Annotated in this window: 13 protein-coding genes; all 13 read left to right on the top strand. The window is 44.5% G+C overall.

Annotated features, from left to right (window positions below):
• Positions 1-86 precede the first annotated feature (86 nt).
• Positions 87-1,013, top strand: a complete 927-nt coding sequence (locus KQI91_RS15105; protein WP_216393590.1) for an ABC transporter ATP-binding protein — start codon at positions 87-89, stop codon at positions 1,011-1,013.
• Between the two features lies 1 nt (position 1,014).
• Positions 1,015-1,767, top strand: coding sequence for an ABC transporter permease (locus KQI91_RS15100; RefSeq protein ID WP_216393589.1), 753 nt, complete (start codon positions 1,015-1,017; stop codon positions 1,765-1,767).
• 3 nt (positions 1,768-1,770) lie between these two features.
• Positions 1,771-2,508: an ABC transporter permease gene (locus tag KQI91_RS15095; RefSeq protein ID WP_216393588.1), complete on the top strand. Its 738-nt coding sequence runs from the start codon at positions 1,771-1,773 to the stop codon at positions 2,506-2,508.
• A gap of 131 nt (positions 2,509-2,639) precedes the next feature.
• Positions 2,640-3,950: a Na+/H+ antiporter NhaC family protein gene (locus tag KQI91_RS15090; protein ID WP_216393587.1), complete on the top strand. Its 1,311-nt coding sequence runs from the start codon at positions 2,640-2,642 to the stop codon at positions 3,948-3,950.
• A gap of 147 nt (positions 3,951-4,097) precedes the next feature.
• On the top strand, positions 4,098-4,739 hold the full coding sequence (locus KQI91_RS15085; RefSeq protein WP_216393586.1) for a MerR family transcriptional regulator: 642 nt from the start codon (positions 4,098-4,100) through the stop codon (positions 4,737-4,739).
• Positions 4,720-5,031, top strand: coding sequence for a YbjQ family protein (locus KQI91_RS15080; protein ID WP_216393585.1), 312 nt, complete (start codon positions 4,720-4,722; stop codon positions 5,029-5,031). Before KQI91_RS15085 ends, KQI91_RS15080 begins: the two co-directional genes overlap by 20 nt.
• 195 nt (positions 5,032-5,226) lie before the next feature.
• A complete protein-coding gene (locus tag KQI91_RS15075; RefSeq protein WP_216393584.1) occupies positions 5,227-6,564 on the top strand; it encodes an MATE family efflux transporter in 1,338 nt (445 codons plus the stop codon).
• 4 nt (positions 6,565-6,568) lie between these two features.
• Positions 6,569-7,651, top strand: coding sequence for an endonuclease/exonuclease/phosphatase family protein (locus KQI91_RS15070; protein WP_216393583.1), 1,083 nt, complete (start codon positions 6,569-6,571; stop codon positions 7,649-7,651).
• Positions 7,652-7,905: 254 nt separating this feature from the next.
• A complete protein-coding gene (locus KQI91_RS15065) occupies positions 7,906-9,747 on the top strand; it encodes an extracellular solute-binding protein (protein WP_216393582.1) in 1,842 nt (613 codons plus the stop codon).
• Complete coding sequence (locus tag KQI91_RS15060; protein ID WP_253288646.1) at positions 9,744-12,029, top strand: ATP-binding response regulator; 2,286 nt, start codon at positions 9,744-9,746, stop codon at positions 12,027-12,029. The genes KQI91_RS15065 and KQI91_RS15060 overlap by 4 nt, the downstream gene beginning before the upstream one ends.
• A 181-nt stretch (positions 12,030-12,210) precedes the next feature.
• On the top strand, positions 12,211-12,987 hold the full coding sequence (locus KQI91_RS15055) for a hypothetical protein (RefSeq protein WP_216393581.1): 777 nt from the start codon (positions 12,211-12,213) through the stop codon (positions 12,985-12,987).
• Positions 12,988-13,374: 387 nt separating this feature from the next.
• Positions 13,375-14,673 carry an MATE family efflux transporter gene (locus KQI91_RS15050; protein WP_216393632.1) on the top strand — a complete coding sequence of 433 codons (1,299 nt, stop codon included), beginning with the start codon at positions 13,375-13,377 and terminating at the stop codon, positions 14,671-14,673.
• A gap of 122 nt (positions 14,674-14,795) precedes the next feature.
• A complete protein-coding gene (locus tag KQI91_RS15045; protein WP_216393580.1) occupies positions 14,796-15,137 on the top strand; it encodes a cupin domain-containing protein in 342 nt (113 codons plus the stop codon).
• Positions 15,138-15,367 lie beyond the last annotated feature (230 nt).

Raw genomic sequence — 15,367 nt, 5'->3', positions numbered from 1 at the left:
CCAACAGGAAGAGTGTTTGGAAATCCTGATATGGAACCGGAATTTGCAAAGTGACAATATTTTTAATAAGAAGGAGCGAATAGTATATGATTTCTGTTATTGAAACCCACGACCTCTGCAAAAGCTACAATGGTCGTATCGTAGTGGATCATCTGAATCTGTCAGTACCGCAGGGCTGCGTCTACGGTTTTCTTGGCCCCAACGGTGCCGGAAAATCGACAAGTATGAAAATCCTGCTTGGTCTGGTACACCCGACCAGCGGCAGTGTAAAACTATTCGGACATACGATGAATGAGGAAAATCGTATCGCATTGCTGAGAAAGACGGGAAGCCTGATCGAGTCCCCGTCAGGTTACCTGCACCTGACGGCACGTGAAAATCTTAAGATCATTGCAGACCTGAAAGACATCGACCACAAAGACATTGATCGTGTTTTGGAGATCGTACATCTGACTGCTGATGCAAACCGCAAAGTCGGGCAGTACTCTCTTGGAATGAAACAGCGGCTTGGCATTGCAATGGCATTACTTGGCAATCCCAAACTGCTGATTCTGGATGAGCCGACCAATGGTCTCGACCCTGCAGGAATCCAGGAAATGCGCAGTCTCATTGCGTCCATGCCGAAAAGCACCGGAGCGACGGTACTGATCTCCAGTCATCTGCTCGGTGAAATGGAGCAGATGGTCACACAGCTTGGAATTCTGGATCATGGAAAAATGATATTCGAAGGTTCCCTGCAGGAACTGCGTAAGCACAGCCGGGGCGGCCTCCAGATTCGAGTATTAAATGTGAAAAAAGGAATTGACATACTGAACCGTCAGGGCATTCTGACACAGACAATGACACATCATCCCGATATCCTGCAGCTGCCGTCGATTTCTGATGAAATACTGGCGGCACTGGTCCGAACACTTGCTGAAAATGGTGTCGGAGTTGTCGGACTGACTTCGGAGACAAAAAGCCTGGAAGAAATTTTCCTGAGTCTGACACAGAACGGCGGGGAGGTGGCATGATATGGCAGGTGCTTTTCGTGTAGAAGTACAAAAAGCTCACCGCAGGCATGATCTGCTGTTCTGCCTGGTGGTCCCTTTGATCGTAATGCTGTGGACAGGCGGTCTGTTATCGCCCGGTCCGGATGAACTGGCAAATGCGTATAGTGCATTGTTTTACAGCATTCCGATTGCCAATGTGCTGATTCTTCCGATCGTAATGGCAGTACTGGCAAGCCGGTTATGGGATATGGAAGTCAAGGGAAGTACCTGGAAACTTCTTTATACTCTGCAGAGCCGTAGGAGTCTGTTCCTTGGAAAAGCTTTGTTTGGTATCATGGAAGTTCTGCTTGTGACCTTTCTGGAAATGGGAGGCATATTTCTGACAGGAAAAATATATGGTTACACAGAGGATTTTCCAATAAGTCAATTTTTTTATCTGACAGGCTGTACACTGGCAGTGGAACTGATGCTCTTTTTTGGTGCATTTCTGCTCATGCTGCTGACCGGAAATCCGCTTCTGGCACTCTGTGCAGGAATCATAGCATCATTGACCGGGCTGTTTTCTGCTTTTATGCCAAAGGTCGTCAGCTATTTTGTTCCTTGGGGTTATTTTGTTCCACTGGGAACTTATGAAGTTGCAAACTGGGACCAGGCTGCACATACGGTTACTTATGGAACACGGCCGTACAATTGGGGGCTGCTCATTTTTACTGTGCTGCTGGTCATGAGCTTGTTCTATACAGCATGGCGAAGAGTACAGAAACAGGAGGTGTAAAAGATGTTGAAGCACTGTATTCAGGCAGAAAACCGAAAACTGCATGCGTCTCCGATCTGGGGGCTGTTTTTTGCATTGCCACTCATTTCCGCAATATATGGAACGTTTAATTATCTGCAAAATCTGGAGATCCTCAAAGATGGCTGGTACAGCCTCTGGACACAGCATACATTGTTTTATTCGATGTTTTTCTTTCCTGCAATGGTGGCTGCTTATGCAGCCTATCTGTGGAGAATGGAACATCTTGGACACAACTGGAATCTTATTATGACAAGCCCGGTCAGACCGATAGATCTTTTTCTGGCGAAATTTGTTGTGGTGGCAAAACTGGCTCTTTTGACACATCTGTTTGTATTTTTGCTGTATGCGTTTTGTGGAAAAGTTTTTGCACATCTTCCGGGAGTTCCACCGATGATCCTGCTGGCTTTTCTTCTTCGCGGTGCATTGGGAGCACTTGCGGTCATTGCGGCACAGCTTGTACTGGCTATGGTCATCCGAAGCTTTGCCATTCCGATCTTTCTCGGGCTGGTGGGCGGCATCACTGGTCTGCTGGCAGGGAGCAAAGGCCTTTCTCTGTTCTGGCCTTATGCACTGATGCAGGCAGGCATGAACGCCAACAAAAGCAAAGATGTGTTTGGCGGAGGAGATTACATTTTATTCTTTTTCAGCTGTAGTTTCTGGCTGGTAACAATGTTTCTAGTTGCTGGAATGTTTCTGAAAAAAAGAGACATCCGGGCGTAATTGAATCCTCTTCCATTTTGATTGACAGAATCGGAGAAATAACCTATTATAATTACAGAAATAAAGATTTCTACATGGGAAGCTTAGCCTTCCCATATTTTTTTACTATTATTATGGAAGAGGATTTGATAATGAAAAAAGAAAAAGGCAATGCCATCGCACTTCTGCCAATTGGGATATTTCTCATACTGTACCTGGGACTTGGCATTTTGTTTGAGTATGTGATGAAGATTCCGATGGGATTTTATAATGTACCGATCGTGGTTACATTTCTTGCCGCAATCCTGGTTGCCTGTCTGCAGAACAGGGCAGTAAGTTTTGACAGGAAACTTGAGATCATGGCGCATGGGGTCGGAGACAAAAATATCATTACAATGCTTCTGATCTTTCTCGCAGCAGGCTCTTTTGTCGGCGTGGTAGGAAGAAGCAGCGCGGAAAGTGTGGCATATTTTATGCTGACGCTGATTCCGGCGAGATTTTCTGTAGCGGTTTTATTTGTAGTTGCGTGTTTTGTATCGGTAGCAATGGGAACTTCTGTGGGAACGATCACGCTTCTGGTGCCGATCGCGGCGGCTGTTTCCAGTGCGTCAGGTTTTGACCTGGCATTCTGTGTGGCGTCGGTCATGGGAGGCGCGATGTTCGGCGACAACCTTTCTTTCATTTCTGATACCACGATCGCAGCCTGCAACGGACAGGGCTGTGAGATGAAAGATAAATTCCGTGAAAATTTCTGGATAGCATTTCCGGCGGCACTGACCACACTTGTTCTGATTCTGATCCTGTCTTTTCAGACGGAGATTCAGGGACATGTCAGCCAGTCCTATCATCTGCTTCAGATACTGCCGTATGTTCTGGTGCTGATCGGCGGTATTATTGGAATTAATGTATTTGTGGTTCTTCTGACAGGAATTGTTTCCGGCGCGATCATCATGCTTGCCGGAGGGCACATCACGCCAGTTGATCTTCTGACGAATATGGGATCCGGCGTATCAGGAATGTTTGAGACCTGTATGGTGGCGATCCTGGTAGCGGCGATGTGTGCGCTGATTCGTGAGTACGGCGGTTTTGATGCACTTCTTGGCTGGATCCACAAAATCTTCCGTGGCAGAAAAGGCGGGCAGCTTGGTATGGGACTTCTTGTCGGAGCCATGGATATTGCAACTGCGAATAATACAGTAGCCATTGTCATGGCAAATCCGATTGCTAGAGAGATGGCACAGGAGTATGGGATCGCACCAAGAAAAACTGCCTCCCTGCTGGATACTTTTTCCTGTATCTTTCAGGGAATCATTCCATATGGTGCACAGATGCTCGTGGCAATCTCAGCGGTCAATGAGCTGGGTGGTGAAATTTCTGCTTTTCAGATCATTCCGAAACTTTTTTACCCGATGTTTCTTCTGCTTGCATCCATCGTTGCTATAGTAAGAAGTGATAAACAATAATTTGTGAGCAGCGGGACATGTGAATTTACGAAAAAAACAAATTTTCAAAAAACACTTGACCTTCCACCTTATGGAAGCTGTATAAAACAAGTACAGACAGCGATATGAAGAGTTTTTCAGACTGTCAGGAAAGTAAGAGGTAGCGCAATGAAGATCAAACAGGTGGAAGAGCTTGTAGGAATCACAAGAAAAAATATCCGTTTTTATGAAGACCAGGGGCTTCTCAATGTAGAACGTGCCGAAAACGGATACAGGGAATATCATCAGGAGGATGTCATACGGCTTCAGGAGATCAAATTATTCCGAAAGATGGATATTTCCATAGAAGAAATGAAACTTCTCTTCGAAAAAAAGAAAAGCCTGCAGATCTGTCTGGAACAGCATCTCAAAGAACTGGAACATCGAAAGGAAGGTCTTTTGAAGATGCAGGACATGTGCGAACGCCTGATCCTGGAACACCGGTCACTGGAATCTCTGAATGCAGAGGACTGTCTGGAAGAAATCGAGCAGATGGAGAAAGAAGGTGCAAAGTTTATGAACGTAAACAAAACGGATGTGCACAAGAAAAAAAGAACGGGAGCGATCATCGGTGCAGCGGTTATGACGGTGCTCATGCTACTTACGATCGTAATCGTATTCTGGGCAAACACGCAGGACCCGATTCCGCTGGGACTGCTTTTGCTGATCACAGGGATCCCGGCAGTCATCATTGCAGGAACGCTCATAGCACTTGCAGGAAGAATGAAAGAGATCGAAGGAGGAGAAGAAGATGAAGCTTCTAAGTATTGAATATATCCCGGGAGTGGATTTTGAGCCACTCGGAATCGTAAAAGGAACCGTTGTGCAGACCAAGAACGTCGGCAGAGATTTCATGGCAGGTATGAAAACCCTGGTTGGAGGCGAGATCGTAGGTTATACAGAAATGCTGAATGAGGCAAGACAGATTGCCACGAAGCGTATGGTAGATGAGGCAAAAGAGATGGATGCCGATGCGGTGATCGGTGTCAAGTATGGCTCCTCTCAGGTCATGGCAGGGGCAGCAGAAGTGATCGCTTATGGAACTGCGGTGAAATATAAATAAAAATGGTCGAAAGAAGCTCACATCACAATGAAACGTGGTGAGAGCTTTTTTTCTGTATGAAATATATGGTGAAAACATATTGCAAACCATGTATAATAGGAATACTGGATGATATGCAAAAGATATCTGGAATTCTGAGATGGATCCAGATCTGCATAATAGAGTGAAAATAAAAACGGATGAGGAATTTAATTGATGGAGGGAAATTTAACAAAGGGTCCTATTCTGAAAACGTTGACGAAGCTTGCCATTCCGATTATGGCATCGTCGTTTCTTGGGACTTTGTATAATATCACGGATATGGCGTGGATCGGGCTGCTTGGATCGAAGGCAGTTGCCGGTGTTGGAGTTGGCGGTATGTTTACCTGGCTTTCGCAGGGACTTGCCTCTATGGCGAGAATGGGCGGTCAGGTGCAGGTTGCACAGTGCATCGGACGCGGTGAACGGGACAGGGCACATGGATTTGCACAGACAGCAGTACAGCTGGCAGCGGCAATGGGAATGGCATATGCGATTCTTTCGCTGGTATTTACGAAGCAGATGGTCGGCTTTTTTCAGTTGGCAGATACCGAGGCGCATGCAGCGGCTATGTCGTATACGAGGATTGCGTGCGGGCTGATTGTATTTTCATTTATGACGTTGACGCTGACAGGACTCTATACGGCACAGGGAGATTCCAAGACACCATTTCTGGCGAATCTGATCGGGCTTGTCACAAACATGATCCTGGATCCCATTCTGATCCTTGGACCGGGACCTTTTCCGAAATTGGGTGTGATCGGAGCTGCAATTGCAACGGTAACGGCACAGGCGATCGTTATGAGCATTATGGTTCTTGCGATTATTGTACGGAAAAAAGAAAATGTACTGAAAGGAATCCGGCTTTTTGCCAGAATCCCACGTGAATATCTGGGTGGAATCTGCAAGATTGGAATCCCGACAGCGATTCAGGGAATGGCATACTGTGCAATTTCTATGGTTCTGACACGAATGGTATCGGGATATGGCGCAGAGGCAGTTGCGACACAGAGAGTCGGTGGACAGATCGAGTCGATCTCCTGGAATACGGCAGATGGTTTTGCGGCGGCACTGAATGCTTTTATTGCGCAGAATTACGGAGCCGGTAAAATGAACCGTGTGAAAAAAGGTTACAAAGCATCACTATGGACGGTTGGAATCTGGGGAGTGTTGATCTCACTTGCATTCATATGCTTCCCCAATGTGATCGCAGATATCTTTTTCCACGAACCGAAGGCAGTTGAGACAGCAGTTGGTTATCTCGTGATCATTGGATTCAGCGAGGCATTTATGTGTGTGGAACTGACAACAGTAGGGGCTTTGTCCGGACTTGGCAGGACGAGACTCTGTAGTATCATCAGTATCACCTTTACCAGCGCCAGAATCCCGCTCGCAATTATTCTCGGCGGAATCATGGGACTCAGCGGAATCTGGTGGGCACTTTCTGCAACATCGATCGTCAAAGGAATCATATTTACATGTACATTTCTGTGGATCACAAGGAAGCGGGGGTAAACTTATGAAAACAGCAAAAAAGATTTTTAAGATCATTGGAATAATAGCAGGGGTGGTTGTGGTCGCGTTGATCGCGTATATCATCTATCTTTTTGCAAGCTATCACCGCATCGAGGACAATCTGTCGCTGGAGGTGGAATCTCATGCGGCAGAGGCGGAGCTTACGACGGACAAAGAATATTCCGCACTTACATACAATATCGGCTTTGGCGCATACACACCGGATTTCAGCTTCTTTATGGATGGTGGTAAATCTTCCTGGGCAAAGAGCAAGGACAGTGTGCTTGAGACGGTTCAGGGTGCAGGAGAACTGGTAGCTTCTTACGATCCGGATTTTGCATTGATCGAAGAAGTAGATCTGGATTCCACCAGAAGCTACCATGTAAACGAATACTCCATACTGAAGGACTGTTTCTCAGATTATGATACCGTATTTGCACAGAATTACGATTCTGCATTCTTATTTTATCCATTTACCCAGCCACATGGCAAGAGCAGATCCGGACTGGCTCTGTTTTCCAGATATCCGGTTACAGATTCTCTGAGAAGAAGCTTTCCGGTATCGACTTCTTTCAGCAAATTTTTTGATTTGGATCGTTGCTACAGTATTTCCAGAGTTCCGGTGAACAATGGCAAAGAACTTGTAATCTTCGAACTGCATATGTCGGCCTATGGGAACAGCGATGCAATCCGGGAAGGTCAGATCAGCATGCTGGCAGAGGATATGCAGAAAGAATACGAAGCAGGAAATTATGTGCTCTGCGGTGGTGATTTCAATCATGATCTGAAGGCTGCAGAGGACGACTCCACGGAAAGAGAATCCTGGGCATATCCATTCCCGCGTGAAAAACTTCCGGAACATTTTGGATTCTGCATTGACCAGCTGACTGATCAGGAGCGGGAAGATCTGTGGGACAGTGCCCGTAATGCAGACATGGAATATGTACCGGGAGAAACCTATACGGTTACACTGGATGGTTTTATCATTTCGGATAATATAGAATGTATTTCTTATGAGGATATCAATACCGGCTATTCTTATTCTGATCATGACCCGGTGTATGTGAAATTTAAATTACAGAAATAGCAGAAAGTTCGTTCCGAAACATTTTCAGATAAGAGTGAATGTGAATGGAGTGAACAGTAACAAAAGAATATGACATACCAGAGAAAAAATGTTCCGGATCAGACCGGATAAGAGATTAAAAACTGGTATGTCGTATTTTTTTTCGTTTGAAATATGACGTTATGTATTTACAAAAAGTTGTACAGGCGAGTATAATTCTGCATATATGTCATTCTGTGGGAATGGAATTTGTAAAAGAATAAAAGGGGTATCGTATGGGAAAGAAAAAGTTAGCATGTCTGGCTCTTACCGGTGCGATGGCAGTGTCGGCGTTGGCAGGCTGCGGAGGAAATATGCCAACAGCAGAACAAAAAGAAACAACAGATCATGCAGAACAGAATATTACAGAAAAAGAGGATCCTGCAAAAGAAACAGACGGTCACGAACCGTTGACGATCGTGGATTCAGGGCAGGATTATACAGAACTTATGAAACTGGTCAATGAGAAATATCCAGAGATCCGGCTTCAGATCGAGGGGTATATTGGTCAGAATCAGTCGCGTTATTTTTACAGACAGCTTGAAACAGACAGTATTCCGGACATCTATACGACGACGTATGCCTGGGATGATGAATTGCAGAAAGAGCATCTGCTGGATCTTTCCGGGGAAGAGTTCAGCAGTAACTATAATGAAGTGAATCTGGATGCCTGCAGTGTGGACGGCGGAAATTATCTGCTTCCGGGAGATTATTCTATAAGAGGGATCATCTATAATAAAACATTATTTGAGAAACATGGATGGAATATTCCAAAAAATTTTAACGAACTCGAAGTGCTTCTGCCGAAGATAGAAGAGGCAGGTGTGCAGCCATGTATTACGATGCTTGGACTTCCGGGTTTTAGTTTTCAGTATTTCTGTAATGTCGCAGATACAATGTTTCTGATGACAAAAGATGGAATTGCCTGGGAAAAGGAGTTTGAGGAAGGCAAAGCAACAGCAGTGGATGGCCTTTCAGACTGTGCGGAATATTTTCAGAAGTGGATAGACTGCGGTATGATCAACAGTGACAGTGACAATCTTGGAATTATTGACTGTCAGAACAAATTTTATGAGGGAAATACGGCATTTATAATCGGAAATATGGATCGGTGGACACAAAATGAGGATGGAACCGGAGATCAGTACGGGATAATGCCGTATCTCTCAGAGGATGGCAGCGAGAATATGTATATTACTTCTGTACGAAGATATTATGGCATCAACAAGCATCTGGAAGATGAAGGAAATGAGCAGAAGTTAGAGGATGCGCTGCATTTTATGGAAGTTTTGTCGACTCCGGAGGGAGAAGAAGCGCTGGAAGGTGGCAGAGGCAGTTCTATTTCTTCTCTGAAGGATGGTACAGTTGCGGACGACAGTCCATATAAGGAAGCTACCGAAGAAATACAGATGGGACATGGAGCATCTCTTATTTATTCTGGATGGGAGGCTGTGATCGCAGACGGTGGAGAGGCAGCGGCAGACTGGATCCGTGGGGAAAAAACAGGGCAGGAAGTGCTGGAGATTTTTGACAGGCTCCAGTCGAATTATATTAAAAACGGACAGGAAAGCTATGGAACAGCAAAGGATACGCTGGATACGGAGCAGTGTGCGAAACTGACGGGAATTATGTTTGGAGAAGCCTGCGATGCGGAAGTGGCACTGGTTTCTGTCAATGAATGGAAAGAAGATGTTGATGCGGCATGGGAAAACTTCTATGGAGTAAATGGCAGATTGTTTGAAGGGCCGATCACAGAAGATGATCTGGTCGTATTTTTGCCGACGGGCTGGTATGACACGATTCATACGGCACAACTTACAGGAAGTGAAATCAAAGAGCTGTATCAGAAGGGATACAGTCTGTACTGGGATGATGTTATTTATCCGTATGTTCTTATGACAAAAGACGGGGAAGAACTGGAGGAGGATAAGGAGTATACAACTGTGCTCTGCGGAGATCCAAAGGAACTTAAAGAAAATGGAAAGGTTCAGGATACAGGAATTTCCGGACTTGAAGCAGCAAAAACCTATCTGCAGCAAAAAGGTGAGATATCAGCAGATACATTGGAGTGGAGATGACAGAGGAACAGAGACAGCAACACAAGAGACAACCGAATAGAAGGATGTTCCCACCGGTTCTGGCTATTATATTTGCCATTATCACGGGTCTTTGTATAAGTGCTGCAGGAGGAAGATTTTTCCGCAGATATCTGAATGAACAGATATATAAAGAACGCGTAAGTCAGTTGACGGAAAGTACGGAACTTTTGTATACAAATCTGGAAAATACACTGGATTCTCAGTGGATATATCTTTCAGGTATTGTGAGTGGACTGAATTATCAGCATCCGGGAAATATACTGCAGATGCGTTCATATCTGAGAAATGTAATAAGTCAGCTGGAAATGGAGCAACTTGGCTGCAGGATCATTCTTCTGGATGATAAAGGGATTTTTTATGACAGCAATGGTAAACAGGGAATCTGGAGCGGTTCAGCAGAGATTGATGATTTGCAGAAGCGTCAGAGCTTTTTGACGGATTCCATGGGAAGCAGCGAAAACCAGATGGCTTTTGCAGAAAAACTTCCACAGTCATTGGTGATTATGAAAGGCACAGAGGAAATCTGCATCACACATGCGGTACTTCTGAAAGATATGAGTGCACTGACACCATATTTCAGATCGAATGCATATTCCAATGACAATCTGACTTATATCCTTCGGGATAATGGAGTCAAAATGTACTCTGATGAACAGCAAAAGACCAGTTTCCTGAAAGGACGTAATGCATTCCGTACTCTGGAAGAGATGGAATACACGCATTATGCGGATTTTGAAAGTTGTAAGGCTGATCTGGACAAGAATGGATTTGTTTGTGCGAATGTGTTTTATGAGGGGCAGGAGTACTATTATTGTCTGAAAAAGATTGCGGATTATGACTGGACGATGCTTTTTCTTGTATCAGCGGACAGCGTAGCTGCAAATACGATGAATATGATAAATTCCATCGTACATACATTTTTTGTACTGACCGGAGCTGCACTGGCGCTCCTGTGTGCCGGATTCTATATCTGGTACAGGAACAGGAAAACGCGTTCACTGTATCAGTTTGAACTGGAAAGTAACGAACGATTATCGGAAGTCAATCAGCAGCTGGAAGCGGCAAAGAAAGCAGCGGAAGAAGCATTTCATATTGCGGAGGAGGCAAACCAGTCAAAGAGTCAGTTTCTTTCCAATATGAGTCATGACATGCGAACTCCGATGAATGCCATCGTAGGATTTACGACGTTGCTTGGAAAAGCTAATAATGATCCGGAAAAGGTAAAAGAATACACGCGTAAGATTGCTTTTTCCAGTCGTCATCTGCTGGGGCTGATCAATGATGTGCTGGACATGTCCAAGATTGAGGCCGGCAAGATGCAGTTGTCCCTGGAAGAAGAAAATATGGACGAGATCATTGAAAATATTGACATTCTGGTTCGACCACAGACGATGGCGAAGAGGCAGCAGTTTGATGTTGTTACAGAAAATCTTCTGCATAAAATAGTTATGGTGGACAGGCTTCGTCTGAATCAGATTCTTCAGAATCTGTTGTCCAATGCGGTAAAATACACACCGCAGGGAGGGCATATCCGACTTTGCGTACAGGAACTTCCGCAACGCAGTGCGGCATGTGCAAATTACCGGTTTATTGTGGAAGATAATGGCTATGGAATGAGCGAAGAATATGTAAAAAATGTCTTCCAGGTATTTTCAAGAGAAGAAGATACACGTATCAATAAAATTCAGGGAAGTGGCCTGGGAATGGCAATCACCAAAAATCTTGTAAACCTGATGGGTGGAAGTATTTCTGTCAGAAGTCAGAAAGGAGCCGGGTCTACTTTTACACTGGATCTGGAACTGTGTATCAGTGAGAAACTGGTATGGAGTCAGCATGGAGAGTCTTCGGCTGTTGAGAAAGAGGCACAGATTCTGAAGGACATGCATGTCCTGGTTGTTGAGGATAATGAGATTAACGCGGAAATCATTGTCGAGCTTCTCAAAATGGAGGGAGCGGTATGCACAGTCTGTGAAAACGGGCAGGAAGCTGTGGACATGTTTGGACAGTCGTCACCGGGAGAGATTGATCTGATCCTGATGGATGTGCAGATGCCGGTTATGAATGGATATGAAGCAACAAAGGCAATCCGCAAATCCGGACATCCGATGGCGGAGAAGATTCCGATCATTGCAATGACAGCAAATGCTTTTGTGGAAGATATCCATGATGCATTGGATGCCGGGATGAATGCACATGTGGCGAAACCGGTAGATATGAAAGTTTTGAAAGAAACTGTAAGACAGGTATTAGATGAGGCATAGATATGAGGATGCAGAGAGTGATGTACGCTTTCTGCATCCTTTTTGGTGCAACAAATTTGGTGCAGACTTTGGTGCGAAATTCACTTCCTTTTTAGAAAGAGTATGGTAAAATGTAGAATACAGAGGTTAGAAGAAACTAACATGAGCGCTATTGTATGATAACAGACGGGGAGGATAGATTATGCAATTTTATGAAAGTGGAGATAAAAATAAACCGGTGATTTTCTTATTCCCGGGGACCTGTTGTTTATATAACAGTTTTGATCATGTACTGGAGAGATTGCATCAGTACTTTTATACGGTGGCTGTGTCTTATGATGGATTTGATCCGAATGAAAAAACGGAATTTCAGTCGATGGAAGATGAGTGCGTAAAGATTGAGCGGGAAATCATTCAGAAATACAATGGAAAGATTATGGCAGCATATGGATGTTCACTTGGTGGAAGTTTTGTATCACTTCTGATCCAGCGTAGGCGGATACGGATAGCACATGGCATCATTGGAAGCAGTGATATGGACGAGGCTGGTCCGCTTATGGCGAAGATTCAGGCAAATATCATTGTGCCGATCATGTATAAAATGTTGCAGACAGGTACACTTCCGAAGTTTATGCAGAAGAGAATGGAGAAGGCAGATGAGGCGAAGAGGGAACTTGTAAAATGTTTCCTGGATATGTTCGGAATCGGTAAAGGTGGCAGTCCGTGGGTTACAAAGAAGAGTATTTATAACCAGTTTTATTCGGATCTTGTCACAAAGGTACAGCATGGAATCGATGTGCCGGGAACTACGATCCATGTATTTTACGCTACCAAAATGGGCAAAAAATATGAGCAGAGATATCGTACATATTTCAAAAATCCGGATATCCGTCGACATGATATGCAGCATGAAGAACTGTTTTGCAGTCATGTAGAAGAGTGGGTAGAGGAAGTACGGAAGTGTTGTGGGATGGAGTGAGCAGGACATGAGGAGTTGCCGGTGAATGCTGCTGATGGTGGTCATAAAGTGCAATAGGGATGACTGCGGAGAGAGTAAGTCATTGGAAGCATGAAAAATGGTTGGTCCTGATATAAGTAAATCTGACTGGAGTCAATAAAATGCCCAAAATCAGATGGTTTAAATTCAAGTAGTTATCCAACAGGTCAACAAAGTAAAATGTGATAAGTATTTACAGGCGATATCTCACGAGGATGAAACTGGCTTATAAAAATACATTGCACTTGCACAGAGTACATGATACGATTGCCATAATATCTGGTTATTAAAGAATAAGTGGGGGAATGGAGAAAGAAAGTGAACGGAAAAACGAACAACAAAATATTTTATAACAAATTATGGGGGCTGATGCTTCCAATCGTGTTGCAGAATCTGATGTTGGCACTGGTAGCGGTTGCAGATGCATTTATGCTCGGTGGAATGGATCAGAATTATATGTCAGCGGTGTCGCTGGCGACGCAGATTCAGTTTATCCAGAATATGTTTTTGTCAGCCGCAACAGCAAGCCTTGGAATTCTGGGAGCACAGTACTGGGGCAAAGGTGACGTGAAGACACTGGATGAAATCTTCTGCATGGCATTGCGGCTCTGTGGGCTGGTATCGGTTGTGTTTTTTGTAGCCTGTGCATTCGGCGGCAGATATCTGATGCTGATCTTTACAAATGAGAGTGTTCTGATTGACTACGGAGTGAATTATCTGCGGATTGCAGGATTTTCTTATCTGCTTACAGGAATTTCACAGTGTTATCTGGTTATTATGAAAGTGAGTGAGCATGCCAGGACAACAGCTGCCATCAGTTCAGCAACGGTCTGTATCAACATTATTTTGAACGCGGTATTTATTTATGGTGCATTCGGGCTGGAAGCAATGGGCGTCCGTGGTGCGGCACTGGCGACCCTGATCGCACGTATCATCGAGCTGACATGTGCAGTGGCAGTATCTTACAGAAAAGGATATATTCATCCGCAAATGAAGTTTCTGTTTCGCAGAAATAAACAATTGTCAAAAGATTTTTCCAAATGTGCCATGCCACTTCTGGGAGCCTGTCTGTTCTGGGGAATCGGTTTTACCTCTTATTCTTCGTTCATGGGACATCTGGGAGTCGATGCAGCGGCAGCAAACTCTGTAGCGGCAGTTGTGCGAGATGTGGTCTGCTGTCTTAGTGCCGGAATTTCCGGTGCGGCTGGCATCATGGTAGGAAATGAACTTGGAGCCGGAAATCTGGAACGTGGCAAAGAATATGGAATCCGTCTTCTTAAGATTTCCTGCTTTTGCGGCATTGTGGCAGCACTTCTGATGTGTGTGGCGGCACCAGTTGTTTTACATTTTGTGAAATTGACACCACAGGCAATTTCCTACCTGAAAGGAATGTTCGCCGTAATAGCTTTTTATATGATCGGGCGTGCGATCAATGACGTAACGATCAACGGAATTTTCGGTGCAGGTGGAGATACACTGTTTGATATGTACAGTCTTGCTGTCTGTATGTGGTGCCTGGCGATTCCACTGGCTGCCGCCGGTACCTATTATTTTCACTGGCCGGTTGTGGTTGTTTATGCATGTACCTGCATCGATGAAGTAGGAAAATTACCGTGGGTGCTGCACCATTTCCGAAAATATAAGTGGGTGAAAGATCTGACGCGTTGAGAGTTCGGAAACCAGGATTGACAGAAAGTATGAAAAGAGAGTAAAGTTATGCTGTAAAGAAAAATCTATGTGTATGATAAAATGGATCATGACAGATACTTATAAAAAAGGAGATTGTAATTATGCCATATATTAAAAATATTGAACATGAAAAAGTAGTAAATCTGGCAGGCGAAGTAGATTACATGCCGGGGCAGGTAGTCAGCAAGACACTGGCACAGAATGATGCAGTCAGCGTTACTTTGTTTGCTTTTGAAAAAGGCGAGGAGATTGGAACACATGACTCCAAAGGTGATGCGATGGTTACTGTCTTGGATGGGGTTGGAGAATTTACTGTAGGTGGAGTGAAACATGTTTGCAAGGCAGGAGAAGCACTGGTAATGCCGGCGACGATTCCGCATGCCGTTTATGCAGTAGAAAGATTCAAAATGCTTCTGACCGTTGTATTTCCGGTGAATAAATAATAAATGATGCTGAATTGGCGGCAAGATGGAGCCATGGGGATGGTGTTTGTGGTACAAACACCGTCCCTGTGCTCTATGGAGAGGGATACGAGACAAATTGTTTCGTATCCCTTTTTGTATAAGGAAAACCACGCGATAGTCGCGTGGTTCTATAGAAGCTTTAGCGATGTATTCAGTTATTTTAACTCCTAATGTGTATAATAAAAACGTGACCTGCCAGTTACGTAAAT

This window comes from Blautia sp. MSJ-19 (assembly GCF_018918125.1).
In the GTDB taxonomy this organism is placed as follows: Bacteria; Bacillota; Clostridia; order Lachnospirales; family Lachnospiraceae; genus Blautia_A.
The sequence above is the reverse complement of the archived record's forward strand: the minus strand, read 5'-3'. Positions and strand labels throughout refer to the sequence as shown.

Excerpts from the sequence above, each read along its gene's own strand:
- KQI91_RS15090 (WP_216393587.1), top strand. The coding sequence starts at position 2,640 with ATGAAAAAAGAAAAAGGCAATGCCATCGCACTTCTGCCAATTGGGATA.
- KQI91_RS15065 (WP_216393582.1), top strand. The coding sequence starts at position 7,906 with ATGGGAAAGAAAAAGTTAGCATGTCTGGCTCTTACCGGTGCGATGGCA.
- KQI91_RS15075 (WP_216393584.1), top strand. The coding sequence starts at position 5,227 with ATGGAGGGAAATTTAACAAAGGGTCCTATTCTGAAAACGTTGACGAAG.
- KQI91_RS15100 (WP_216393589.1), top strand. The coding sequence starts at position 1,015 with ATGGCAGGTGCTTTTCGTGTAGAAGTACAAAAAGCTCACCGCAGGCAT.
- KQI91_RS15070 (WP_216393583.1), top strand. The coding sequence starts at position 6,569 with ATGAAAACAGCAAAAAAGATTTTTAAGATCATTGGAATAATAGCAGGG.
- KQI91_RS15060 (WP_253288646.1), top strand. The coding sequence starts at position 9,744 with ATGACAGAGGAACAGAGACAGCAACACAAGAGACAACCGAATAGAAGG.
- KQI91_RS15095 (WP_216393588.1), top strand. The coding sequence starts at position 1,771 with ATGTTGAAGCACTGTATTCAGGCAGAAAACCGAAAACTGCATGCGTCT.
- KQI91_RS15080 (WP_216393585.1), top strand. The coding sequence starts at position 4,720 with ATGAAGCTTCTAAGTATTGAATATATCCCGGGAGTGGATTTTGAGCCA.
- KQI91_RS15055 (WP_216393581.1), top strand. The coding sequence starts at position 12,211 with ATGCAATTTTATGAAAGTGGAGATAAAAATAAACCGGTGATTTTCTTA.
- KQI91_RS15050 (WP_216393632.1), top strand. The coding sequence starts at position 13,375 with ATGCTTCCAATCGTGTTGCAGAATCTGATGTTGGCACTGGTAGCGGTT.
- KQI91_RS15105 (WP_216393590.1), top strand. The coding sequence starts at position 87 with ATGATTTCTGTTATTGAAACCCACGACCTCTGCAAAAGCTACAATGGT.
- KQI91_RS15085 (WP_216393586.1), top strand. The coding sequence starts at position 4,098 with ATGAAGATCAAACAGGTGGAAGAGCTTGTAGGAATCACAAGAAAAAAT.
- KQI91_RS15045 (WP_216393580.1), top strand. The coding sequence starts at position 14,796 with ATGCCATATATTAAAAATATTGAACATGAAAAAGTAGTAAATCTGGCA.